20 protein-coding genes are annotated in these 23,616 nt (G+C 65.3%); 9 read left to right on the plus strand and 11 right to left on the minus strand.

All coding sequences use genetic code 11. The features are described 5' to 3' along the window. Positions 1-31 precede the first annotated feature (31 nt). A complete protein-coding gene (locus tag N0B71_RS03900; RefSeq protein WP_259757388.1) occupies positions 32-1,006 on the minus strand; it encodes a GlxA family transcriptional regulator in 975 nt (324 codons plus the stop codon). A 102-nt stretch (positions 1,007-1,108) separates the two neighbouring features. Here N0B71_RS03900 and N0B71_RS03905 point away from each other — a divergent pair, with 102 nt between their 5' ends. The 9 genes from N0B71_RS03905 to N0B71_RS03945 all read left to right on the plus strand — a co-directional run bounded on the left by N0B71_RS03905 (position 1,109) and on the right by N0B71_RS03945 (position 12,608). After that, the gene (locus N0B71_RS03905) at positions 1,109-2,200 is read left to right on the plus strand and encodes a DJ-1/PfpI family protein (protein WP_259757389.1); all 1,092 of its coding nucleotides are present in this window, start codon (positions 1,109-1,111) and stop codon (positions 2,198-2,200) included. Between the two features lie 62 nt (positions 2,201-2,262). Further along, the gene (gene acs / locus N0B71_RS03910; protein WP_259757390.1) at positions 2,263-4,200 is read left to right on the plus strand and encodes an acetate--CoA ligase; all 1,938 of its coding nucleotides are present in this window, start codon (positions 2,263-2,265) and stop codon (positions 4,198-4,200) included. Positions 4,201-4,282: 82 nt separating this feature from the next. Further along, positions 4,283-5,161: an oxygenase MpaB family protein gene (locus N0B71_RS03915; RefSeq protein ID WP_259757391.1), complete on the plus strand. Its 879-nt coding sequence runs from the start codon at positions 4,283-4,285 to the stop codon at positions 5,159-5,161. Between the two features lie 100 nt (positions 5,162-5,261). Then, the gene (locus N0B71_RS03920) at positions 5,262-6,440 is read left to right on the plus strand and encodes an acetyl-CoA C-acetyltransferase (protein ID WP_259757392.1); all 1,179 of its coding nucleotides are present in this window, start codon (positions 5,262-5,264) and stop codon (positions 6,438-6,440) included. 191 nt (positions 6,441-6,631) lie between these two features. Next, the gene (locus N0B71_RS03925) at positions 6,632-7,246 is read left to right on the plus strand and encodes a response regulator transcription factor (protein ID WP_259757393.1); all 615 of its coding nucleotides are present in this window, start codon (positions 6,632-6,634) and stop codon (positions 7,244-7,246) included. A 100-nt stretch (positions 7,247-7,346) separates the two neighbouring features. Further along, a complete protein-coding gene (locus N0B71_RS03930) occupies positions 7,347-10,457 on the plus strand; it encodes a DUF748 domain-containing protein (RefSeq protein WP_259757394.1) in 3,111 nt (1,036 codons plus the stop codon). 11 nt (positions 10,458-10,468) lie between these two features. Then, a complete protein-coding gene (locus N0B71_RS03935) occupies positions 10,469-10,759 on the plus strand; it encodes a DUF2845 domain-containing protein (protein WP_259757395.1) in 291 nt (96 codons plus the stop codon). Further along, complete coding sequence (locus tag N0B71_RS03940; protein ID WP_259757396.1) at positions 10,756-11,079, plus strand: DUF2845 domain-containing protein; 324 nt, start codon at positions 10,756-10,758, stop codon at positions 11,077-11,079. The genes N0B71_RS03935 and N0B71_RS03940 overlap by 4 nt, the downstream gene beginning before the upstream one ends. A gap of 74 nt (positions 11,080-11,153) precedes the next feature. Beyond that, entirely contained in the window at positions 11,154-12,608 is a 1,455-nt protein-coding gene (locus N0B71_RS03945; protein ID WP_259757397.1) for a rhomboid family intramembrane serine protease, read from the plus strand. A 60-nt stretch (positions 12,609-12,668) separates the two neighbouring features. Here the strand turns inward: N0B71_RS03945 and N0B71_RS03950 are convergent, their stop codons facing one another. The 10 genes from N0B71_RS03950 to rimP form a co-directional block, all read right to left on the minus strand. After that, the gene (locus tag N0B71_RS03950; protein WP_081520707.1) at positions 12,669-12,866 is read right to left on the minus strand and encodes a CsbD family protein; all 198 of its coding nucleotides are present in this window, start codon (positions 12,864-12,866) and stop codon (positions 12,669-12,671) included. Between the two features lie 41 nt (positions 12,867-12,907). Further along, positions 12,908-13,255, minus strand: a complete 348-nt coding sequence (locus N0B71_RS03955) for a BON domain-containing protein (protein WP_017518936.1) — start codon at positions 13,253-13,255, stop codon at positions 12,908-12,910. A 195-nt stretch (positions 13,256-13,450) separates the two neighbouring features. Next, a complete protein-coding gene (locus tag N0B71_RS03960; RefSeq protein WP_259757399.1) occupies positions 13,451-14,872 on the minus strand; it encodes a DUF4013 domain-containing protein in 1,422 nt (473 codons plus the stop codon). A 93-nt stretch (positions 14,873-14,965) separates the two neighbouring features. Next, a complete protein-coding gene (gene pnp / locus N0B71_RS03965) occupies positions 14,966-17,071 on the minus strand; it encodes a polyribonucleotide nucleotidyltransferase (protein ID WP_259757400.1) in 2,106 nt (701 codons plus the stop codon). A gap of 169 nt (positions 17,072-17,240) precedes the next feature. Then, on the minus strand, positions 17,241-17,510 hold the full coding sequence (rpsO, locus tag N0B71_RS03970; protein ID WP_017518939.1) for a 30S ribosomal protein S15: 270 nt from the start codon (positions 17,508-17,510) through the stop codon (positions 17,241-17,243). A 98-nt stretch (positions 17,511-17,608) separates the two neighbouring features. Beyond that, a complete protein-coding gene (gene truB / locus N0B71_RS03975) occupies positions 17,609-18,523 on the minus strand; it encodes a tRNA pseudouridine(55) synthase TruB (protein WP_259757401.1) in 915 nt (304 codons plus the stop codon). Between the two features lie 3 nt (positions 18,524-18,526). Continuing rightward, positions 18,527-18,916, minus strand: coding sequence for a 30S ribosome-binding factor RbfA (gene rbfA, locus N0B71_RS03980; protein ID WP_259757402.1), 390 nt, complete (start codon positions 18,914-18,916; stop codon positions 18,527-18,529). Positions 18,917-19,022: 106 nt separating this feature from the next. After that, on the minus strand, positions 19,023-21,554 hold the full coding sequence (gene infB / locus N0B71_RS03985) for a translation initiation factor IF-2 (protein WP_259757403.1): 2,532 nt from the start codon (positions 21,552-21,554) through the stop codon (positions 19,023-19,025). 27 nt (positions 21,555-21,581) lie between these two features. Then, on the minus strand, positions 21,582-23,063 hold the full coding sequence (gene nusA, locus N0B71_RS03990; protein WP_259757404.1) for a transcription termination factor NusA: 1,482 nt from the start codon (positions 23,061-23,063) through the stop codon (positions 21,582-21,584). Between the two features lie 45 nt (positions 23,064-23,108). Next, positions 23,109-23,567, minus strand: coding sequence for a ribosome maturation factor RimP (gene rimP / locus N0B71_RS03995; RefSeq protein ID WP_259757405.1), 459 nt, complete (start codon positions 23,565-23,567; stop codon positions 23,109-23,111). Between the last annotated feature and the right edge of the window lie 49 nt (positions 23,568-23,616).

Genomic DNA, 23,616 nt, shown 5'->3' on the forward strand with positions numbered 1-23,616 from the left:
CGGGGGCGCGCCCTGCGCATCCGTCCCGCGCCTAACGGCAGAAGCGCTGCCGATACTCTCCCGGCGTCACGCCCAGTGCCTGGACGAAGGCGCGCCGCAAGTTGTACTCGCTGCCAAAGCCCGCCTGCTGCGCCACACGCTTGAGCGCCGGCTCTCCCCCTTCCAGCAGTTGACTCGCCCGCTCCAGACGCAACTGCAACAGCAGCTTCGCCGGGGTCATGCCCATTTCCGCCTGGCAATGCCGATGCAGGGTGCGTGAGGACATGGCCATCTGCGCGGCCATCTCCTCGACGTCCACCGTCTGCCCCAGCCGCTCCCGCAACCACGCCACCAGGCGCTCCATCTGTCCACCGGGCGGCGCCTGCTGGGCCAGCAACTCGGCGCTGAACTGACGCTGGCCTCCGGGGCGACGCAGGTACATCACCAGGCCGCGAGCGACCTGCAACGACACCTCGCGGCCGTGGTCCTCCTCCACCAGGCTCAGGCACAGGTCCATGCCGGCGGTAACGCCGGCCGAGCTGTAGAACTGCGCGTCGCGCACGAACAGGGCGTCCGGCATCACCCGCACGCGAGGAAACAGCCGCTGCAACCACTGGGCGTAGCGCCAGTGGGTCACCACCGGACGTCCGTCCAGCAGCCCGGCCTGGGCCAGCAGGAAGGCACCGGTGCACACCGAGGCGCAGCGCGTGGCATGGGGCGCGGCCCGCGCCAGCCAGCGCGCCAGATCGCCCTGCTGCAGGGCCGCCTGCACACCGAAGCCCCCGGCGACCAGCACGGTACAGCCCGCCGCCTGCTCGGGTTCCGGCAGGGCCCTGGTCGCCAGCTCCAGCCCGGTGCTGGAGCGCACGAGACCACCCGCGGGCGACAGCGCCTCAAGGCGATAGGCCGGCCGCTTCGCTGGCGGCAGATGTTCGTCCACGGCCGCGAACACGTCGGCCGGGCCGGTGGCATCGAGCAGCTGGAAATCCGGGAAGACCAGCAACAGCACCGTGTGAGGAGCACGCATCAGGGCAACTCCCTGGAAGACATTGGCAGATATTCATCCATTAGCGTCAGAAGTGACAACGCTCTTCACGGCACGCTGGCAACTCCCACGCCGGAGACCACCATGCGCATCGCCCTGCTGCTTCTCATCCTGTTACTGCCGCTGCACGCCGCTCGGGCCGACGACGAGGAGCTGGCGCCGTATCAGCCGCGTTTCGGCCGGGAGCGCCCGGTGATCGCGGTCGTCGCCCAGAACCACATGACCGAACTGGTGGACTACGTCGTCCCGCTTGGCGTGCTGCGGCGCGCCGCCGTGGCGGAGGTGTTCGCCCTGGCGACCGGCCCGGGAGCGGTCGAGTTGATGCCGGCCTTGCGCCTCCAGCCGCAGGCCACGGTAGAGGCATTCACGCGGCGCTACCCGCAAGGCGTGGACTACCTGATCGTGCCCGCCGTGCACGACAGCCAGGACCCCGCCCTGCTGGATTTCGTCCGCGCGCAGGCGGCGCAGGGCGCGACCGTCATCGGCGTCTGCGACGGCGTGCTGGTGCTGGGCAACGCCGGCCTGCTGCACGGACGGCGCGCCACCGGCCACTGGTACTCGCGACGTCAGCGCCTGGCGGACTATCCGGACACCCACTGGCAGGAGAATCGCCGCTACGTCGTCGACGGCAAGTTGATCACCACCGCCGGTGTGACCGCCGCGCTCCCGGTATCGCTGGCACTGGTCCAGGCCATCGCCGGTCAACCCAGGGCGGCCGCGCTCGCGGGCGAATTCGGCGTGCAGGGCTGGTCCGCCCGGCACGACAGCCAGCGCTTCGGCCTGGGCGCCAGCGGCTACCTGACCGCCGCCGGCAACACGCTTGCCCGCTGGAATCACGAGGTCTTCAGCGCTCCCCTGGAGCCGGGCTTCGACGAAGTCAGCCTGGCGTTGGCGGCGGATGCCTGGGCCCGCACCTTCCGCAGCGACGTGCAGGGCAGCGCCGCACATCCGGTTACCAGCGCCACCGGCCTGCTGTTCCTGCCGGAACCGGCGGGCGGCCATCCGGCCCTGCCTGGCCTGGGCGCCACCGCGATGCAGACGCTGGACGGCAGCCTCGACGCCATCGCCCGGCGCTATGGGGAGGCGACCCGGCAACTGGTCGCCGCCCAGCTGGAATATGCCGCCCCTGAACGCTCCACCCCGCTGGCGCGTCGAAACACCATGGACAACCCTTGAACCCGCCTGGTCTTGGATGCACCCTTGTGGGCATCTCGGCTAAACAACAACAAGGATTCCCCATGCATGAGATCAGCCTTCACCCCGTGCCGGAGGCCGTGCGCCAGCGTGCCTACCTCGACAACGACGCCTACCAGCGCCTCTACCGGCAGTCGGTAGACGACCCGGACACCTTCTGGGGCGAACAGGCCAAGGCCTTCCTCGACTGGTTCAAGCCCTGGCACTCGGTGCACCACGGTGATCTGGCGAAAGGCCAGGCCACCTGGTTCAAGGGCGGCCAGCTCAACGTCACCTACAACTGCATCGACCGCCACCTGGAGCAGCGCGGCGAGCAGGTGGCGATCATCTGGGAAGGCGACAACCCGAGCGAATCCGCCAACATCACCTACCGCAAGCTGCACAGCCACGTCTGCCGCCTGGCCAATGTGCTCAAGAGCCGGGGCGTGGAGAAAGGCGACCGGGTGTGCATCTACATGCCGATGATTCCCGAGGCGGCCTACGCCATGCTCGCCTGTGCGCGCATCGGCGCGATCCACTCGGTGGTGTTCGGCGGCTTCTCTCCGGATGCCCTGCGCGATCGCATCAACGACGCCGACTGCCGCACCGTGATCACCGCCGACGAAGGCGTGCGCGGCGGCAAGTACATCCCACTGAAGAAGAACGTCGAGAAGGCCCTGGCCGACTGCCCGAACGTCTCCACCGTCGTGGTGGTCGAGCGCACCCTGGGCGAAATCCCCTGGGTCGAAGGCCGCGACATCTGGTACCACGAGGCGCTGCGCGAGGCCAGCGAGGACTGCGCGCCGGAGCCGATGGACGCCGAGGACCCGCTGTTCATCCTCTACACCTCCGGCTCCACCGGCAAACCCAAGGGCGTGCTGCACACCACCGGCGGCTACCTGCTGGGCGCCGCGATGACCCACAAGTACGTGTTCGACTACCACGACGGCGACGTCTACTGGTGCACCGCGGACGTCGGCTGGGTCACCGGCCACAGCTACATCGTCTACGGCCCGCTGGCCAACGGCGCCACCACCCTGATGTTCGAGGGCGTGCCGAACTACCCGGACGCCTCGCGCTTCTGGCAGGTGATCGACAAGCACCAGGTGAACATCTTCTACACCGCCCCCACCGCCATCCGCGCGCTGATGCGCGAAGGCGACGCACCGGTGCGCAAGGCCGAGCGCAGCAGCCTGCGCCTGCTCGGCTCGGTGGGCGAGCCGATCAACCCGGAAGCCTGGGAGTGGTACTACGAGGTGGTTGGCGAGAAGCGCTGCCCCATCGTCGATACCTGGTGGCAGACCGAGACCGGCAGCATCCTCATCACCCCGCTGCCCGGCGCCACCGACCTCAAGCCGGGCTCGGCGACCCGCCCGTTCTTCGGCGTGCAGCCGGTGCTGCTGGACGAGCAGGGCAAGGAAATCGACGGCCCGGGCGCCGGCGTACTGGCCGTGAAAGCCAGCTGGCCGAGCCAGATCCGCAGCGTCTACGGCGATCACCAGCGGATGATCGATACCTACTTCAAGCCCTACCCCGGCTACTACTTCACCGGTGACGGCGCCCGCCGCGACGAGGACGGTTACTACTGGATCACCGGCCGTGTGGACGACGTGATCAACGTTTCCGGGCACCGCATCGGCACGGCCGAGGTGGAAAACGCGCTGGTGCTGCACGACTCGGTCGCCGAGGCCGCGGTGGTGGGCTACCCGCACGACCTCAAGGGCCAGGGCATCTACGCCTTCGTCACCACCATGAACGGCATCGAGCCTAGCGATGCGCTCAAGCGGGAACTGCTGGCCCTGGTGAGCAAGGAGATCGGCAGCTTCGCCAAGCCGGAAATGCTGCAGTGGGCGCCCGGCCTGCCCAAGACCCGTTCGGGCAAGATCATGCGGCGCATCCTGCGCAAGATCGCCTGCAACGAGCTGGAAAACCTCGGCGACACCTCGACCCTGGCCGACCCCAGCGTGGTCCAGGGGCTGATCGACAACCGCCTCAACCGTTGACGCGCGCTACAGGCCTCGGCCGCAAAGATGCTAGGTTTAGCAGTACAGACCTGTCGTCTTGCCCCGAGGCCTGTTCGCCGCAATGGAAACCGTTCGCCGTCATATCGAAAGCCAGGTACTCAGCCTGACCGGCCTCGCCCTGGGCGGGGTCGACTTCGAATCGCCCAAGGGCGACCCCGGCCTGTTCGGGCCGGATTCCGTGTGCTGGAAAGTCCACGGCGACTTCAGCTCGATGCTCATCGGCGGCATCAGCGCCCTGCTCCTGCAAATGCTCCACCCCGCCGCCCTGGGCGGTGTCTGGGATCACTCCAATTTCCGCGCCGACATGCTCGGCCGCCTGCGCCGCACCGGGCAGTTCATCTCCGCCACCACCTATGGCTCGCGCGGCGACGCCGAGAAGCTGATCGAGCGTGTGCGGCGCATCCACGACGCCGTCCACGGCACGCTACCCGATGGCAGCACCTACGCCGCGAGCGATCCGGACCTGCTGACCTGGGTGCACGTCGCCGAGGTCAGCTGCTTCCTCGCCTCCCACCTGCGCTACCTCAACCCGGAGCTTTCCGGCGAGGAACAGGACCGCTACTACGCCGAAATCGCGCTCATCGCGGAGCGCCTCGGCGCGCGCAACGTGCCCCGCTCCCGAGCCGAGGTGGCCGCCTACCTGCAGCGCATGCGCCCGCACCTGCGCTACGACGAGCGCACCCGCGAAGTCGTCAGCGTGCTGTTCAACGCGCCGGCTCCCAGCTTCCTCGCCAAGCCCTTCGGGCTGCTGATGATGCGCGCCGGCGTCGACCTGCTGCCGGACTGGGCCACGGACCTGCTCGGCCTGAACCTGGGCAGCCTGCAGCGGCAGCTGATCCGCTCCAGCGTCAAGCGCAGCGTGCCGCTGCTGCGCTGGGCAGTGCGCAATGGCTCACTGCATCGCGCCCGGCGACGCATGGGGTTGCCACCGCTGCGCTAGAGCGTGACCACCCGGTTCGGGGTGTGGTGGGACCGCAGCGGCCTGTGCAACCATGGCCTTTCGCTGCGGCCGTCGCCGCTCCAGCCAGAGGATTCGCGTCATGCAAGAAGTCGTCATCGTCGCTGCCACCCGTACCGCCATCGGCAGCTTCCAGGGTTCGCTGTCCGCGCTGCCGGCCCATGAACTGGGCGCCGCGGTGATTCGCAGCCTGCTGCAACAGACCGGACTCGACCCGGCCCAGGTCAACGAAGTCATCCTGGGCCAGACCCTCACCGCCGGCGCCGGCCAGAACCCGGCGCGCCAGGCCTCCATCGCCGCCGGCCTGCCCAACACCGTGCCCGCCATGACGGTGAACAAGGTCTGCGGCTCCGGCCTCAAGGCGCTGCACCTGGCCACCCAGGCGATCCGCTGCGGCGATGCCGACATCGTCATCGCCGGCGGCCAGGAGAGCATGAGCCTGGCGCCCTACGTCATGCCCGGCGCCCGCACCGGCCTGCGCATGGGCCACGCCAAGCTGATCGACAGCATGATCCAGGACGGCCTGTGGGACGCCTTCAACGACTACCACATGGGCATCACCGCCGAGAACCTGGTGGACAAGTACGGCATCAGCCGCGAGGAACAGGACGCCTTCGCCGCCGAGTCCCAGCGCAAGGCGGCCGACGCCATCGCAGCGGGCCGTTTCAAGGCCGAGATCACCGCCATCGAGATTCCCCAGCGCAAGGGCGAGCCGCTGCGCTTCGACACCGACGAGCAGCCCCGCGCCGGCACCACCGCCGAGTCCCTGGCCAAACTCAAGCCGGCGTTCAAGAAAGACGGCAGTGTTACCGCCGGCAACGCCTCCACCCTCAACGACGGCGCCGCCGCCGTGCTGCTGATGAGCGCCGCCAAGGCTGCCGAGCTGGGCCTGCCGGTGCTGGCACGGATTGCCGCCTACGCCAACGCCGGCGTCGACCCGGCGATCATGGGCATCGGCCCGGTATCAGCCACGCGCCGCTGCCTGGAGAAGGCCGGCTGGCAGCTCGCCGACCTGGACCTGATCGAAGCCAACGAAGCATTTGCCGCCCAGGCGCTGTCGGTGGGCAAGGAGCTGGGATGGGATGCGTCCAAGGTCAATGTGAACGGCGGCGCCATCGCCCTCGGTCATCCGATCGGCGCGTCGGGCTGCCGGGTGCTCGTTACCCTGCTGCACGAAATGATTCGCCGTGATGCCCGCAAAGGCCTCGCGACGCTCTGCATCGGGGGTGGGCAAGGCGTCGCCCTCGCCTTGCAGCGCTGATGAGCAGGGGGCTTGCTGCACAGAATGGGCCGTGCAGCAAGTCTCCGCGCGCGCTGGGAGGAGCTTTTCGCACTTAATTGACCTCACGCATGCTTTGCCTTCTCGTCCTAGGAATATTCCTAAGAGGCTTGAAACGCTGGTCTATCTTCAACATCAATGCGCGCTGTAATTCAGACTCTAGGGAGCTAACTATGAAAAAGCGTGTCGTGTTGATCGAGGACCACCCCGCGATGCGTTTGGCCATCCGCTCGCTGCTCGAGCAGGATCCGCAGTTCGAAGTGGCCCGCGAAGCAGCCGACGGCCATGGTGGCCTTGACGCTGTCCGCAAGGAACGTCCGGACCTCGTGATCCTGGACCTCAACCTGCCTGGCATGGATGGGCTCGATTTGCTCGCGCGCATCCATATCTTCGATGAGAACATTCGCCTGCTGGTGCTCAGCTCGCAGGATGAGCGTCTCTACTCGAGCAAGGTCGAGGCGGCGGGAGCGCATGGCTTCGTCAGCAAGAACAAGGACACCAGCGCCATTCTCAACGCAGCGCGCATGCTGGTTTCCGGCTATCGCTGCTTCCCGGAAAAGGCCCTGAGCGTCGACAAGAACGCCGACCCGGTGGCCAGCCTGACACCACGCGAACTGGTGGTACTGCGCAGCCTGGTGAGGGGCATGAGCAACAAGGATATCGCCGAGGAGCTGTTCCTCAGCCAGAAGACCGTCAGCACCTACAAGACGCGGATTCTCGAGAAGCTCAACCTGGAAAGCCTGGTGGATCTCGTGGAATTTGCCCGCACCCATCGCCTGAATGACTGACAGACATCACTGAAAACCGCGTCCGAAGGCGACTTTCGATTCGAAGAATCCAAGCCGTGCCATACTGATCCAGCATGTCACGACGGAAACGAATCTCACCATGCCCAAAGGATTGAAGCGCGCCATCGGCGCGGTAGTGCTGCTGGTCTCCCTTTACTGCCTGTTGGGCTTCCTGATCCTTCCAGGCATTGGCTTGCGTGTCGCCAACCAACAACTGGCTCATTACTCGACCGTTCCGGCACGCCTGGAGCGCATCGAGTTCAACCCCTTCAGCCTGGAGCTCACCCTCTGGGGCCTGCACCTGGGTGACGACGGGCAGGAGCAGGTGCGCTTCCGCCGCCTCTACGCCAACCTGGAGCTCGACAGCCTGTGGAAACGCAGGCTGCACCTCGCCGACGTCGAGCTGGACGCGCCACACACCGAGCTGCTGTTCGCCGAGAACGGCACGCTGAACCTGTCCAGGCTGTTCAAGCTGCCCCCCAGCGAACCGACTCCCGCCGCGCAAGAGCCGAGCGATCCCTTCCCGCTGCGTATCGACCGCATCCGCCTGGCCGAAGGCAGCCTGCACTTCCTCGACCGTCGCCCCAGCGAGCCGGTGGAGTTCGTCTTCGACCCGATGGGCTTCGAGCTGCACAACCTCAGCACCCTGCCCGAGGACGGCGGCAACATGACCCTGGTCGCTACCGGCCCCCACGGCGGCAAGCTCGACTGGAAGGGCGACCTGAGCATCGTCCCGTTCACCTCCAAGGGCAGCTTCACGCTCGAGGGCGTGCCGCTCAAGGCGTGGTGGCCCTACGTGCGCGACAACGCACCGCTGAACCTGAACAACGGCGTCCTGAGCCTCGCGTCGGACTACCACCTCGATCTGTCGAAAGGCACCCAACTGCTGCTGGACAAGGCCGCCGTCACACTGCGCGACCTCGACCTCAGCTCCCCGGAAGGCAAGCCGCTGGCCAAGCTGGCCAGCCTGGACGTCGCCGACACCACCCTGGACCTGGTCAAGCAGGAAGTGGTGGTCGGCCAGATTCGCAGCCAGGGCCTGGAAGCCTGGGCAGCGCGCGAGAAAGACGGCCAGCTGGACTGGCAGAAACTCTTCGCCACCTTCAAACCCTACAAACGCCCGGAGGAGCCCACGCCACAGGCGCAGGCTGCGCCCGAGCAGACAGCCGGCGAGCCTCCGGCAGTGGTCGCGTCGGAGCCAGCCACGGCAGCGCAACCCGCCGGCAAACCGGACGCCACGCCCGCAGCCCCGATTGAAACGGCACAGGCCAAACCGGCAACCCCGGCCCAGCCCGCGGCCAAGCCCGCCGACGCCGGCAAAGCCGCGCAGACCGCCGAGGCGGCACAACCCGCCGAGCCAGCGAAGCCGTGGCACGTCGTGCTGCGCGATACCCAACTGCGCGGCTACAAGGCGCACCTGGCGGATCGCGCACCGGGCAAGCCGGTCAACCTCGAAGTCGGCCCGCTGGACCTGGACCTGCAGAACCTCGACAGCGGCCTGACCTCGCCCCTGCAGCTCAAGCTCAAGACCGGCCTCGGCCCCCGCGGGCAGATCGAAGCCAGCGGCCAGGTCATCCCCAACCCGGTCAGCGCGAAGTTGAAAGTCTCGACGCGGGATATCGACCTGCGTGTCGCCCAGGCCTACATCGACCCGTTCATCCGCCTGGAACTGCGCAGCGGCCTGCTCGCCAGCGATCTCGACGTCGACCTCAAGGGCACCGACCCGCTGGCCTTCAGCGTCAAGGGCAGCGCCCAGGTGACCCAGTTGCATACCCTGGACACCCTCAAGAGCCGCGACTTCGTCAAGTGGACCAAGCTGACCCTCAACGGCCTGGCCTACCAGCACGGCGACAGCCTGGTGATCCAGACCGTGTCGCTGGAAGAGCCCTACGCGCGCTTCATCATCAACGAGGACCGCAGCACCAACGTCAGCGAGCTGATCATCAAGCAGCCGGAATCCTCGTCCGCACCCGCCAGCAAGAACAGCAGCTCCGGCGGCGGCAAGGAACTGGGCATCCGCATCGGCGGGGTGAAGATCAACAATGGCTCGGCCAACTTCGCCGACCTCACACTGCGCCCGGACTTCGCCACCGCCATCCAGCAACTGGGCGGCGAGATCGGCACCATCGACAACCGCAATCCGGCGCCCGCCTCGGTGGACGTCAAGGGCAAGGTCGACAAGTACGCCCCGGTGACCATCAAGGGCAGCCTCAACCCCTTCTCGCCGCTGGAGAAGCTGGATATCGCCACCAGCTTCAAACGCGTCGAGCTGACCACCCTGACGCCCTACTCCGGCAAGTTCGCCGGTTACCGCATCCGCAAGGGCCGGCTGAACCTGGACCTGCACTACCAGATCACCCAGGGCAAGCTCAAAGCCGAGAACAAGGTGCTGGTGGAACACCTGCAACTGGGTGAGAAGGTCGACAGCCCGGATGCGGTGGACCTGCCGGTGAAGCTGGCGATCGCCCTGCTCAAGGACGCCAACGGCAACATCGACATCCAGCTGCCCGTCGAGGGCGACCTGAACAACCCGCAATTCAGCGTCATGCCCATCGTCTGGCAGACCTTGCGCAACCTGGTGGTGCGCGCCGTGCAGGCGCCGTTCAACTTCATCGCCGGCCTTGCCAGCGGCGGCGGCGGACCGGACCTGAGCAACGTGACCTTCGCCGCCGGGGCCAGCGAGCTGGACGCCAGCGCCCAGGCCAACCTGGACAAGCTCGCCGACGCGCTCAAGCAGCGCCCGGCACTGAAGCTGGAAGTCGAAGGCGTCGCCGCGGCTGCCAGCGACGGCCCGTTGCTGGCCGACCGGCGCCTGAAGCAGGAATACCAGAAGAACTACTACAGCATGTTGCAGCGCCGCGGCGACAAGGTGCCCAGCGACGCCAGCCAACTGGAGGTTCCGGAGGACCTGCAGCCGATTCTGCTCGAAGGCGTCTACCGCGCCCGCCTGAAGAAACAGCCGCCGGCAGAGTGGCAGCAGCTCAGCAAGGACGAGCGTTCGGCGAAGATGCGCCAGGCCGTGCTCGACTCCTGGAGCGACAGCCAGTTGCTGCTGCGCAAGCTCGGCCAGGAGCGCGCCACCCAGATCAAGGATTACCTGGTCACCAAGGGCGGCCTGGGTGACGACCGTATCTACCTCATCGACGTCAGCTTCGGCGAAGCGGAGAATGGAGGCCGTGTGGCCACCCAGCTTCACCTTGATAGCGAATGAGGAGTCGTTCGATGAAAGCCCTGACCTGGACGTCCTGCGCCCTGCTGCTTTGCGCGGCGGGCGCCCAGGCGGAAAGCATGCGCTGCGGCAGTTCCCTGATCAACGCCGGCGACCGCGCCTGGGAAGTCGAGCAGAAGTGCGGCGCGCCGGATCACCGCGATGAGGTCGGTTATACCCTCAGCGGCTACGACCACCGCGAGTACCGGGTAGAGGAATGGGTCTACGGCCCGCGCAACGGCACCAGCTACATCCTCACCTTCGAAGCCAACAAGCTCAAAAGCATCGAGTTCAAACGCAATTGAAGACGACGTCTCTCCTGCGCCTGGCCGCGCTCCTGTTGCCGCTCACCCTGCCCAGTCTCGATGCGCACGCCGCCAGCCTGCGCTGCAACAGCAAGCTGATCAGCACCGGCGATGTCACCAGCGACGTGCTCAGCCGCTGCGGCGAGCCGGTCAGCCGCTCCTTCCTGGGCTACAAGCAGGTGCCCGGCCCGCGCTATGGCGAATCCATGGAGGTGGCCGTGGAGGAATGGATCTACGGCCCCTGGAGCGGCATGCTGTATTTCGTCCGCTTCGAGGGCAACCGCCTGAGCGACATCCAGAGCAAGCGCAGCGGCAACTGACAGCCATGGTGGCGAGGTGCTAGTCTCGCCGCCATTCCCGCACTCACCGCCATCAGGGCCAAGGATCGGTCGCCATGGTCATCGTCCCCGCCGAGCATCCGCTGGACTGGAAGAAGCCTCCGGTCATCACGCTGCTGCTGATCGTCCTCAACGTCCTCATCTACTTCGGCTACCAGGGCGGCGACAGCACCCGCCGCGAAGAGGCGGTGCGCGTCTACCTCGACCAGGACCTGCTTGGCCATGAGCGCCCGCTCTTCAGCGCCTCGCTGGAGCGCCGCGATCGGCTGGAGGCGAACCAGCAACGCGCGCTGGAAGCCCTGCCGCGCCAGCAGTTGGCCTGGCTGGTGCTGTCGGACCTCGAGTTCGGCCATGAACTGCGCGCCCTGCCGGCCTTCCAGCAGGACGCTGCCTGGCAGGCCGCGCGCCTGAGGGCCGAGGCGGCCCGCGACATGACCAGCAGCCTGCGCTTCGGTTTCGTCCCCCAGCGCTTCACCGTGCAGGGCCTGTTCGGCTCGATGTTCCTCCACGGCAGCTTCTGGCACCTGGCCGGCAACATGGTGTTCCTGTTCATCTTCGGTTTCGCCCTGGAAGCGGCGCTGGGCCGCGCGATGTACCTGGGGCTGTACCTGTTCAGCGGCCTGTGCTCCGGGCTGCTGTGGTGGGCGCTGGATCCCTCCTGGGTGCCGGGCATCGGCGCCTCGGGCGCCATCTCCGGCCTGATGGGCATGTACATCGGCGTCTACGGCCTGCGGCGCATCCGCTTCTTCTACTGGCTCGGGCCGCTGATGGGCTACCTCAAGGCGCCGGCGCTGTGGATCCTGCCGCTGTGGCTGGGCAAGGAACTCTTCGGTCTGATCCGCGCCGCCGACCATGTGAACTACTATGCGCACATCGGCGGGCTGGTCTCCGGCTTCCTGGCCGTCTGGCTGCCGCGCAAGCTGGGGCGCATGCCGGTGGACGAGGCGTACCTCGCCAAGGAAGACCCGCAGGCCCCGTTCAAACGGGCCCTGGCGTCGCTGGACGAGCAGATCGGCCGCTTTGCCCTGGACCAGGCCGCCGCGCGCGGCGCGGAGTTGCTGCGGCAGTTCCCGGGGCAGCCGGTGCTGGTCGAGCGCCTCTACGGCGTTGCCAAGGGCCGCCAGGACCGCGCCCTGATGAGCGAAACCCTCAAGCAGTTGTTTGCCCTGCCGCCCTCCCCCGGCGCCGATGCCCTGTTGCGTCGCCTTGCCGAAGAGAGTGCCGCGAGCGATGCGGGGCTGCTGGGCCACCCGGCCATTCAGCTGCACCTGGTGCGCGCCCTGCTGCAACGCAACGAAGCGCCCCTGGCGCTGAACTGCTGGCGTCGCCTGGCTCGCTCCGGCCAGCGCCCCGAGCCCCTGCCCGGGCTGACCCTGCAACTGGCCAAGCAGATGGGCCAGAAAGGCGACCTGCAGGCGGTGCGCGAGCTGTCGCGCTTCCTCCGCCAGCATTACCCGGAAGCCGATCCCACCCGCCAGTTGACGATCTATCAGCAGCACCTCGCCCCCTGACGCCCATGAAAAAGCCCCGCCGGCTTACCGGCGGGGCTTAGCGCATCCCTGGACAGGACGTTACAGGCGGCTGCTGAAATCGCGGACTTCCTCTTCCGCTTTCTCCTTGGTCCAGCCGTAACGCTCCTGCAGTTTCCCGACCAGGTACTCGGCGTGTCCATCGGCCGCTTGTACGTCGTCGTCGGTGAGCTTGCCCCACTTCTCTTTCATGGTGCCGGACAGCTGCTTCCACTTGCCTTTGATGACATCAGTGTTCATGGCGATCCTCCTCTACAGGATGGTGGGATAAGGCGTTGACCTTACTCGACCGACTTCAGGCCATCGGCGGACACGGCGGTCACGCCCTTGATGCCTTTGGCGGTCTTGATCGCGAGCTCTTTCTCGGCATCGGATTTGACGTTGCCGGACAGGGAGACCACGCCTTTGTTGGTCTCGACCTTGATGTTGGTGCCGCTGATGTCCTTGTCGGCGATCAGGCTGGATTTCACCTTGCTGGTGATCCAGGTGTCGGAAACCGCCTCTTCGGTCTTCTGGACTGTGTCGTTGGCGGCCAGAGTCGTCGGCTGGGCGAACACCGAATTGGCGAACGAGAAGCTCAGGGCGGTTGCAGTGGCAGCGGCGAGAGCCAGTTTGTTGAAACGTTTCATGGCGGTTACTCCTGAATGATTTGAAAAACTGCGGCCCGTGCCTGGCAGCAGTTACATAAGGACTATCGCAAGCGCTGTGCCAGTTTTTCTAATCCAGAAATAATCAATAAAATCAGCAAGTTATAAAAACAAGCAGAACGGCCGCCACGTGCAGTTTGCAAAACTCGCCGCTGCGCTTCATGCAGGTTGCACGAATCAGCTACCGGAGTTTTTACCCAGCTTGGCCAGCACCGCTTCGAGCTGCACCACCTCGCCCATCTGCTCGAAGGCCGGGTAGCGCTGGCGAATGAACGCGAGCAGTTGCTGGGCCGGCTCGACCTGGCCCAGCCCCTCGGAAAAGCCCCGTGCCGCCATCAGGTAGGCGCGGGGAATGCCGGGGTACTGCGGGAAGCGCTTGTGCAGGTTGCGCAGCAGGCTCAAGCCCTCGCGGGCCTTGTGCCGCTCGATCAGCACTTCGGCGATGCGCTCGCAGACGGTCGGGTCTTCCGGCAGGTAATCCGCCTGCAGCTGACGGGCATTGAGGAAGGCGTTGGCGGCCAGCTGCGGGTTGAGCCGACTGGCCAGGCCAAGGTAGTGCGGCAAGTGATTGAGGCACTCCGCACGGTCATTCAGGGCGAACAGCAGCTGGTGATAGCGCTCGTTCAGCTTCAGGTCCTGGCGCCCCTCGCGCAGGGCAGCCACCAGGATCTCCAGGGCGGCGCCAGTCTGCCCTTCCTTGACCCGCACCTCGGCTTCCGCCAGCGCCTTGCGGCGGTGCCACTCCGGCGCGGCGAAACCGGCCGGGGCATCCTCGCCCGCGGTGGCGTAGCCCAACTCGCCCTGATACTGGAAGACGGCATAGCCCATCATGGCGCACATGACCACGGCAAAATACCCGGTCAGCCCGGCCACCACCGGCACCATCACCACCCGCGGCAGGCCGTTGGAGAGCAACCAGGCGACATAATTGGGCGACTGCCAGAGGATGAACAGGAACACGCACAGAATCAGGTAACGCCACCCCATGGCCGCAATCACTTGCCCGACTTCGCCAGGGCTGAGCGCAGCGCCCAGGCTCTTGTCCAGGGACAGACGGATGATGCTCGCCGGCAGTACCAGCATGATGCCGATGTTGGCGGCCCAGTAGATCGCCTCACTGTGGAAGTCGGCAGCCAGCCAGAGCAGCACCAGGGCGATGAGGAACACCACCAGTTGCTGGAAGAAGGTGCGCAGGCTGTCGGCGCTGAACGCTTCCAGCAGGCCCGGGGCATCCTGGCCACCGAAGCTGGCCGCTTCGATCACGCTGTGCAGGTATTTGGTCGCCACGCTGAGCAATGCGATCCACAGCACGAAGGAGGCGGGCATGAACACACAGGCGAGGGCGAGCAGGGCACAGAACGCCAGCGGGCCGGCCTGGAAACCATAGGCGAAGAACTTCGGCAGGCGCTCCCAGAAGGGCTGCGCGGTATTGGCCGCGCCAAGGTAGCGCAGATGGCCGCGACACAGCGGGCACGCCGGGGCGTACTCGGGGGCGTCGGCATTGAGCGGAATGCAGCAGTCGCCGTAATGACGCTCGCAGGGCTGGCAATGCCAGGTCGCGGGCTGGGCACTGTGGTAGTGACAGTAACGCTTGTCCATCTCGGGGCATCCTTGGTGCGAGATCGGCGAATGGCGCATTCTCAAGGCAAAAAAAGAGGGCCCGCAAGGGCCCTCTTTCATTTCACCGTCAGCTTACACGCCAGAGGCTTCGGCAGCGGCGACGTCCTTGATGGACAGCTTGATGCGGCCGCGGTTGTCCACGTCGAGAACCAGGACTTTGACTTCCTGGCCTTCCTGCAGAACGTCGGTGACCTTGTCGATGCGCTTGTCGCTGATCTGCGAGATGTGCACCAGACCGTCCTTGCCCGGCAGGATGTTGACGAAGGCGCCGAAGTCGACGATGCGCTCGACCTTGCCGACGTAGATCTTGCCGATCTCGGCTTCCGCGGTGATACCCAGGACGCGCTGCTTGGCGGCCTCGGCAGCTTCCTTGGTTTCGCCGTAGATCTTCACGCTGCCATCGTCCTCGATGTCGATCGAGGCCTTGGTCTCTTCGCAGATGCTGCGAATGGTGGCGCCGCCCTTGCCGATGACGTCGCGGATCTTGTCGGTGTCGATCTTCATCTGGATCATGGTCGGCGCGTTTTCCGACAGCTCGGCACGCGGAGCAGCAATGACCTGGTTCATCTGGCCGAGGATGTTCAGGCGAGCTTCCAGGGCCTGGCCCAGGGCGATCTCCATGATCTCTTCGGTGATGCCGTTGATCTTGATGTCCATCTGCAGGGCGGTAACGCCCTTGTCGGTACCGGCAACCTTGAAGTCCATGTCGCCCAGGTGGTCTTCGTCACCCAGGATGTCGGTCAGGATGGCGAACTTGTCACCTTCCTTCACCAGGCCCATGGCGATACCGGCAACCGGCGCCTTGACCGGAACACCGGCGTCCATCAGGGCCAGGGAAGCGCCGCAGACCGAAGCCATGGAGCTGGAACCGTTGGACTCGGTGATCTCGGAAACGACACGGATGGTGTAGGGGAACTCGTCCTGGGTCGGCAGCATCGCGGCGACGCTGCGACGGGCCAGACGGCCGTGGCCGATCTCACGACGGCCAGCGCTGCCCATGCGACCACACTCGCCGACGGAGAACGGCGGGAAGTTGTAGTGCAGCATGAAGGGGTCTTTGCGCTCGCCTTCGAGGGTGTCCAGCAGCTGGGCATCGCGGGCGGTGCCGAGGGTGGCGACGACCAGGGCCTGGGTTTCGCCACGGGTGAACAGTGCCGAGCCGTGGGTCTTGCCCAGTACGCCGACTTCGATCTTCAGCGGGCGAACGGTGCGGGTGTCACGGCCGTCGATACGCGGTTTGCCGTTGACGATGTTTTCGCGAACGGTGCGGTATTCCAGCAGACCGAAGACTTCTTTGACTTCAGCGGCGGAGAACTGACCTTCGCCTTCACCGGCGAACTTGGCGACGATCTGCTCGCGCAGGGCGTCCAGGGCCGCGTAACGGTCCTGCTTGACGGTGATGGTGTAGGCCTCGGAGATGGCAGCACCGAACTCGGCCTTGATGGTGTTGACCAGGGCAGTGTTCTCGACCGGCGCGGTCCAGTTCCAGCTCGGCTTGCCCGCTTCGGTGGCCAGCTCGGCAACGGCGCGGATAACGGCCTGGAATTCTTCGTGGGCGTACAGCACAGCGCCCAGCATCTGGTCTTCGGTCAGCTCGTCGGCTTCGGATTCAACCATCAGCACGGCGTCGGAAGTACCGGCCACGACCATGTCGAGGCTGGAGCTCTGCTGCTGCTCGTAGGTCGGGTTGAGGATGTAGCCGATTTCCGGGTGGAAACCAACGCGGGCAGCGCCGATCGGACCGGCGAACGGAATGCCGGAGATCGCCAGGGCGGCGGAGGTGCCGATCATGGCGGCGATGTCCGGATCGGACTTCTTGTTGGTGGAAACGACGGTGCAGACAACCTGCACTTCGTTCATGAAGCCTTCCGGGAACAGCGGACGGATCGGACGGTCGATCAGGCGCGAGGTCAGGGTTTCCTTCTCGGAAGGACGGCCTTCACGCTTGAAGAAGCCACCGGGGATGCGGCCGGCTGCGTAGGTCTTTTCCTGGTAGTGCACGGAAAGCGGGAAGAAGCCCTTGCCCGGGTCGGCCTGCTTGGCGCCGACGACGGTGCAGAGTACGGTGACATCGTCCATGGTGACCAGGACGGCGCCAGTGGCCTGGCGGGCAATGCGGCCAGTCTCGAGGGTGACGGTCGACTGACCGAATTGGAATTTCTTGATTACCGGGTTCACGGTTTCTCTACCTTTCTTTAGTTGCCTTGGGGGAAATCGTGGAAATGCCGGGAGTCGGACCCGAAATCATTCCCTATAAAAGCGAGAAAGCCGGGAGCCCAAGGCCGATGAACGGTTTGCACCGTTCATCAACCCCGGACTCCCAGCTTCCCACTTCAGGCTTGCCGTCTTAGCGACGCAGGCCCAGGCGACCGATCAGGGCGCTGTAACGAGAGGTGTCCTTGCTCTTCAGGTAGTCCAGCAGCTTACGACGCTGGTTAACCATACGGATCAGGCCACGACGGGAGTGGTGGTCTTTGCCGTTGGCCTTGAAGTGGTCCTGCAGCTTGTTGATGTTGGCGGACAGCAGTGCAACCTGCACTTCCGGGGAACCGGTGTCGCCTTCAGCTTGCTTGTACTCGTTAACGATCTGGGCTTTTTCTTGGACGCTCAGTGCCATGATGGGGCTTCCTCTGAGGTAACAGGCCAGGGACTGCTCCCTGTGTTCATAGTAAGAGGAGTGACCGTGCCTGCTGACAGCCACCCTCGGTTTCGGTCTTACGACCGAATCAGTCGACGCGGCGCCAGGCGCCCGTCATCGGTCACTTCACCGATACCGATGAAACGACCTTCGTGATCCTGCACCCGCAGCATGCCGAACTTCGGCACCTCGGGAGCGCGCACCGGCTGACCGTGCAGCCAGTAATAGGCGCTGTGCTCGGACAACTGCAGCAGCGGCCAGTGTTCCAGGCCGGCATCTACCGGCAGCAGGAAGCGGTCGAGGGCTTCGTTGCCACCCTCGGCATGGGCTTTCTCGAGCTCCTCCAGCGTCACCGACTGGTGCAGCTGGAAGGGACCGGCCTGGGTCCGGCGCAGGGCGGCGACGTGAGCGCCACATCCCAACTCGCGACCGAGGTCTTCGACCAGGGTGCGAATGTAGGTGCCCTTGCTGCAGGAAACGGCCAGCGTCGCACAGGGCGACTCGAACGCGAGCAAATCCAGGCGCGCAATAGTAACAGAACGCGCCTCGCGCTCCACTACCTCTCCTGCACGGGCCAGCTTGTACAAAGGCTGGCCATCCTTCTTCAGGGCCGAGTACATCGGCGGCACCTGCTCTATGTCGCCACGGAAACGCGGCAGCAGGGCTTCGATGGCCTCCCGACCAGCGGTCACTTCACATTGCTCGACCACCTCGCCCTCGGCATCGCCGGTGGTGGTGGTGACGCCGAGCTGGGCGACGGTCTCGTAGGCCTTGTCGGCATCGAGCAGGTACTGGGAGAACTTGGTCGCCTCGCCGAAGCACAGCGGCAGCACGCCGGTGGCCAGCGGGTCGAGGCTGCCAGTGTGGCCGGCCTTCTCGGCGTTGAGCAGCCAGCGCACCTTCTGCAGGGCCTGGTTGGAGCTCATGCCACGCGGCTTGTCGAGAATCAGCACACCGTTGACCGCACGGCGAATGCGTTTCACCTGGGCCACGCGTTACTCCTCGGAATCGCCGCCATGGCGGCGATCGGCAGCGACCGCACGCTCGATCAGCGCCGACAGCTCGGCACCACGGCGAATGCTGGCGTCGTAGCTGAAGTGCAGTTGTGGCACGGTGCGCAGCTTCATCGCCTTGCCCAGCTGCATGCGCAGGAAGCCTGCGGCATCGTTGAGGATGTCGGTGTTCTGCTTTACCACCGCAGCGTTGTCGTCCTGGCCCATCACGGTGACGTACACCTTGGCATGGGACAGGTCACGGGCCACGTCGACGCCGGTGATGGTCACCAGGCCCAGACGGGGGTCCTTGATTTCACGCTGGATCAGCAGCGCCAGTTCGCGCTGCATCTGGTCGCCGATACGCTGGGTACGGCTGTACTCTTTGGCCATTTTTCTAACCTGCTTACCCGAGCCTGAAGGCTGCGGGCCTGAAAGCGGCAAACGCCCGGGACGACTGGAAAGCCGGCCCGGGCGCTGCGTTCACGCTCGAATACCCTTACAGAGTACGAGCGACTTCGACCTTCTCGAACACTTCGATCTTGTCGCCGACGCGCACGTCGTTGTAGCTCTTCACGCCGATACCGCACTCCATGCCGGCACGCACTTCGGCGACGTCGTCCTTGAAGCGACGCAGGGATTCCAGCTCGCCTTCGAAGATCACCACGTCGTCGCGCAGTACACGGATCGGACGGTTGCGGTGCACCAGACCCTCGGTGACCATGCAGCCGGCGATCGCGCCGAACTTCGGCGAACGGAACACGTCACGCACTTCGGCGATACCCAGGATGTTCTCGCGAACATCGCTGCCGAGCATGCCGGTCAGGGCTTTCTTGACGTCTTCGATGATGTCGTAGATCACGTTGTAGTAACGCATGTCGAGGCCTTCGGTCTCGACGATCTTGCGCGCACCAGCGTCAGCACGGACGTTGAAGCCGAACAGCACCGCGTTGGAGGCCAGCGCCAGGTTGGCATCGGACTCGGTGATACCACCGACGCCGCCACCGACCACGCGAACCTGCACCTCGTCGTTGCCCAGGCCGCTGAGCGAGCCCTGCAGGGCTTCCAGCGAACCACGGACATCGGACTTGAGCACGATGTTGAGGGTCTTCTTCTCTTCCTGGCCCATGTTCTCGAAGATGTTTTCCAGCTTGCCGGCGTGGGCACGAGCCAGTTTCACTTCGCGGAACTTACCTTGACGGAACAGAGCGACTTCGCGGGCCTTCTTCTCGTCGGCAACCACGGTCATCTCGTCACCGGCGTCCGGGGTGCCGTCCAGGCCGAGGATCTCGACCGGAATGGACGGACCGGCTTCCTTGATCGGCTTGCCGTTCTCGTCGAGCATCGCACGGACGCGGCCGTAGTTGACGCCGACCAGGACCATGTCGCCCTGACGCAGGGTGCCATCCTGGACCAGCACGGTAGCGACCGGGCCACGACCCTTGTCCAGGCGGGACTCGACCACCACGCCACGGCCCGGGGCCGACGGAGTGGCTTTGAGTTCGAGTACTTCAGCCTGCAGCAGCACGGCTTCGAGCAGCTCGTCGACGCCGGTACCGACCTTGGCCGATACGTGGACGAAGGGAGCATCGCCGCCCCACTCTTCCGGGATCACGTCCAGAGCGGCCAGGCCGTTCTTGATGTTGTCCGGGTTGGCGTCCGGCTTGTCGATCTTGTTCACCGCGACCACGATCGGCACGCCAGCCGCTTTCGCGTGCTGCACGGCTTCCTGGGTCTGCGGCATCACGCCGTCGTCCGCTGCCACCACGAGGATGACGATGTCGGTCGCCTGGGCACCACGGGCACGCATCGCGGTGAACGCGGCGTGGCCGGGGGTGTCGAGGAAGGTGACCATGCCGCGGTCGGTTTCCACGTGGTAGGCGCCGATGTGCTGGGTGATGCCGCCGGCTTCGCCTGCTGCCACCTTGGCACGACGGATGTAGTCGAGCAGCGAGGTCTTGCCGTGGTCGACGTGGCCCATCACGGTCACGACCGGCGCGCGGGAAACCGCCTCACCTTCGAACTTCAGGGATTCAGCCAGCTGCTCTTCCAGGGCGTTCTCGCTGACCAGCTTGACCTTGTGGCCGAGTTCCTCGGCGATCAGTTGGGCGGTCTCCTGGTCGAGTACCTGGTTGATGGTCACCGGGGTGCCCATCTTGAACATGAACTTGACGACCTCGGCCCCTTTCACCGACATCTGGGCAGCCAGTTCGCCCACGGTGATGGTCTCGCCGATACTCACTTCACGCACAATCGGTCCTGTCGGGCTCTGGAACCCGTGCTGGTTACGCTTCTTCAGCTTGGCCTTGCCACGGCCGCCGCCACGACGGCCGAAGCTGTCGTCGTCGTCGACACCACTGCGCACGACGCGCGGTGCGGTGGTCTTTTCCTTTTCCTTGATCGACGGGCGATGCTGGGCATGCTTGCGATCGCGGCGCTCGTCCTCGTCGTCGCGCTTGGGCGCGCGGCGCACTTCTTCCTTCTTGCGGTCATCCGCAGCAGGAGCGGCAGCGGCCGGGGCAGCGGGCGCTGCAGCGGCGGCACGCGGTGCTTCGGCAGCAGCCGGAGCGGCAGCGGCGGCAGGCGCAGCTTCGGCGGCCTGGCGAGCGGCGTCCGCCTGACGGCGAGCCTCTTCGGCGGCGGCGCGCTGACGAGCCTCTTCCTCGGCCTTCAGACGCGCAGCTTCTTCAGCGGCGCGCTGCTCTTCCAGCTCGCGCTGGCGCTCGGCCTCGAGCTCCTCGGGATCGCGTTTGACGTAGGTCTTCTTCTTGCGGACCTCGACGCTGACGGTCTTGCTGCCAGCGACTTTCAAGGTCGACGTCGTCTTGCGTTGCAGGGTGATCTTGCGCGGCTCTTCCGCGCGATCACCGTGGCTGCCCTTGAGGTGGGCCAGCAGCGCTTGTTTCTCGCTGTCGGTCACTACCTGCTCGGCGTTGTTATGCGGCAGACCTGCTTCGCGCATCTGCTGCAGCAGGCGCTCTACCGGCGTATCGACCGTCTTGGCCAGTTCTTTCACCGTGACTTGCGTCATGCACTTCTCTCCTCAGGCCGCGAATGCTTACTCGAACCAATGGGCCCGGGCGGCCATGATCAACTTGCCGGCACGCTCTTCGTCCATGCCGTCGATGTCGAGCAGATCGTCAATGGATTGCTCGGCAAGATCTTCACGGGTGGTTACGCCACGCAGCGCCAGGTCCACGGCCAGCTCTTTGGTCATGCCATCGAGGCTGAGCAGGTCTTCGGCAGGTTGTGCGTCGGCGAGTTTCTCTTCAGTGGCGATGGCTTTGGTCAGCAGGCGGTCCTTGGCACGCGAGCGCAGCTCGTTGACGATTTCCTCGTCGAAGCCGTCGATGCTGAGCATCTCTTCCATCGGTACGTAGGCGATCTCTTCCAGGGTGGTGAAACCTTCTTCCACCAGGACCTGGGCGAGTTCTTCATCGACATCCAGCTCGTCGACGAAGCGCTGCAGGATGTCGCCAGTTTCAGCCTGCTGTTTGGCCTGGATATCGGCCTCGGTCATCACGTTCAGGGTCCAGCCGGTGAGCTGGCTGGCCAGACGGACGTTCTGGCCACTGCGGCCAATGGCCTGGGCCAGGTTGTCCTCGGCAACGGCGATATCCATGGTGTGGGTATCTTCGTCGACGATGATCGCCGCCACTTCGGCCGGAGCCATGGCGTTGATCACGAACTGCGCGGGGTTGTCGTCCCACAGGACGATATCCACACGCTCGCCGCCCAGTTCGCCGGAGACGGCCTGGACGCGGGAACCACGCATACCGATGCAGGCGCCCTGCGGGTCGATACGCTTGTCCTTGGAGCGAACGGCGATCTTGGCGCGCGAACCCGGGTCACGGGCAGCGGCCATCACGTCGATCAGTTGCTCGGCGATTTCCGGTACTTCGATGCGGAACAGCTCGATCAGCATTTCCGGCGCGGTGCGCGACAGGATCAGTTGAGGGCCACGGTTCTCGCTGCGGATTTCCTTCAGCAGGGCACGCACGCGGGTGCCGACGCGGAAGGTTTCACGCGGGATGATCTGGTCGCGGGCCAGCAGCGCTTCGGCGTTGTTGCCCAGGTCGACGATCACGTTGTCACGGGTGACCTTCTTGACGGTGCCGGAGATGATCTCGTTGACCTTCTCGCGGTAGGCGTCGACCACCTGAGCGCGCTCGGCTTCGCGGACTTTCTGCACGATGACCTGCTTGGCGGTCTGTGCGGCGATGCGGCCGAACTCGATGGACTCGATCTTCTCTTCGATGACCTCGCCGGCCTTCATGCCGGGGTGCTCTTCCTGCACGTCTTCGACGGTCAGTTCCGACGCCGGGTTGGAATAGTCCTCGTCCTCGACGATGGTCCAGCGACGGAAAGTTTCGTAGTTGCCGTTAGCGCGGTTGATTTCCACGCGCAGGTCAACCTCGTCCTCGAAACGCTTTTTGGTCGCGGTCGCCAGGGCCAGCTCCAGCGCTTCGAAAATCACGCCAGGCGGTACACCCTTTTCGTTGGATACCGACTCAACAACCAGCAGTACTTCTTTGCTCATCGTACGCCTCGCCTTTCAATCCATTGGAATCCGCGCTCTGGCGGCTCACTCAAATCGGGGAATGATGTTGGCCTTGTCGATCGAGTCGACCGGCAGCAGGTATTCATGGTCGTCCACCAGGACCACCACATCCTGCTCCTCCACACCACGGAGAATGCCCTGGAAATTGCGACGCCGTTCGAAGGGCGTACGCAGCTTGATCTTCACCTGCTCGCCGACATAGCGGGCGAACTGCTCGAGCGTGAAGAGCGGCCGATCCATACCGGGCGACGACACCTCCAGGGTGTACTCGCCACTGATCGGGTCTTCCACGTCCAGGATGCCGCTGACCTGACGACTGACAACTTCGCAGTCATCGATCAGGATGCCTTCCGGACGATCGATATATACCCGGAGCAGGGAATGGCGACCTTGGGAAATGAACTCCAGGCCCCAGCACTCATAGCCGAGCGCTTCTACTACAGGGGCCAACAAGGCCTGCAACTGTTCTAGCTTGCTCGACACCTGATCGCCTCGCGTATGCTGTAGAAACAAAAAATGGGCGAAACGCCCA

This window comes from Pseudomonas sp. GCEP-101 (assembly GCF_025133575.1).
GTDB classification, from domain to species: domain Bacteria; phylum Pseudomonadota; class Gammaproteobacteria; order Pseudomonadales; family Pseudomonadaceae; genus Pseudomonas; species Pseudomonas nitroreducens_B.

Coding starts and splice junctions, on each gene's coding strand:
- N0B71_RS03900 (WP_259757388.1), bottom strand. CDS start 1,006: ATGCGTGCTCCTCACACGGTGCTGTTGCTGGTCTTCCCGGATTTCCAG.
- N0B71_RS03905 (WP_259757389.1), top strand. CDS start 1,109: ATGCGCATCGCCCTGCTGCTTCTCATCCTGTTACTGCCGCTGCACGCC.
- acs (WP_259757390.1), top strand. CDS start 2,263: ATGCATGAGATCAGCCTTCACCCCGTGCCGGAGGCCGTGCGCCAGCGT.
- N0B71_RS03915 (WP_259757391.1), top strand. CDS start 4,283: ATGGAAACCGTTCGCCGTCATATCGAAAGCCAGGTACTCAGCCTGACC.
- N0B71_RS03920 (WP_259757392.1), top strand. CDS start 5,262: ATGCAAGAAGTCGTCATCGTCGCTGCCACCCGTACCGCCATCGGCAGC.
- N0B71_RS03925 (WP_259757393.1), top strand. CDS start 6,632: ATGAAAAAGCGTGTCGTGTTGATCGAGGACCACCCCGCGATGCGTTTG.
- N0B71_RS03930 (WP_259757394.1), top strand. CDS start 7,347: ATGCCCAAAGGATTGAAGCGCGCCATCGGCGCGGTAGTGCTGCTGGTC.
- N0B71_RS03935 (WP_259757395.1), top strand. CDS start 10,469: ATGAAAGCCCTGACCTGGACGTCCTGCGCCCTGCTGCTTTGCGCGGCG.
- N0B71_RS03945 (WP_259757397.1), top strand. CDS start 11,154: ATGGTCATCGTCCCCGCCGAGCATCCGCTGGACTGGAAGAAGCCTCCG.
- N0B71_RS03950 (WP_081520707.1), bottom strand. CDS start 12,866: ATGAACACTGATGTCATCAAAGGCAAGTGGAAGCAGCTGTCCGGCACC.
- N0B71_RS03955 (WP_017518936.1), bottom strand. CDS start 13,255: ATGAAACGTTTCAACAAACTGGCTCTCGCCGCTGCCACTGCAACCGCC.
- N0B71_RS03960 (WP_259757399.1), bottom strand. CDS start 14,872: ATGGACAAGCGTTACTGTCACTACCACAGTGCCCAGCCCGCGACCTGG.
- rpsO (WP_017518939.1), bottom strand. CDS start 17,510: ATGGCACTGAGCGTCCAAGAAAAAGCCCAGATCGTTAACGAGTACAAG.
- rbfA (WP_259757402.1), bottom strand. CDS start 18,916: ATGGCCAAAGAGTACAGCCGTACCCAGCGTATCGGCGACCAGATGCAG.
- infB (WP_259757403.1), bottom strand. CDS start 21,554: ATGACGCAAGTCACGGTGAAAGAACTGGCCAAGACGGTCGATACGCCG.
- nusA (WP_259757404.1), bottom strand. CDS start 23,063: ATGAGCAAAGAAGTACTGCTGGTTGTTGAGTCGGTATCCAACGAAAAG.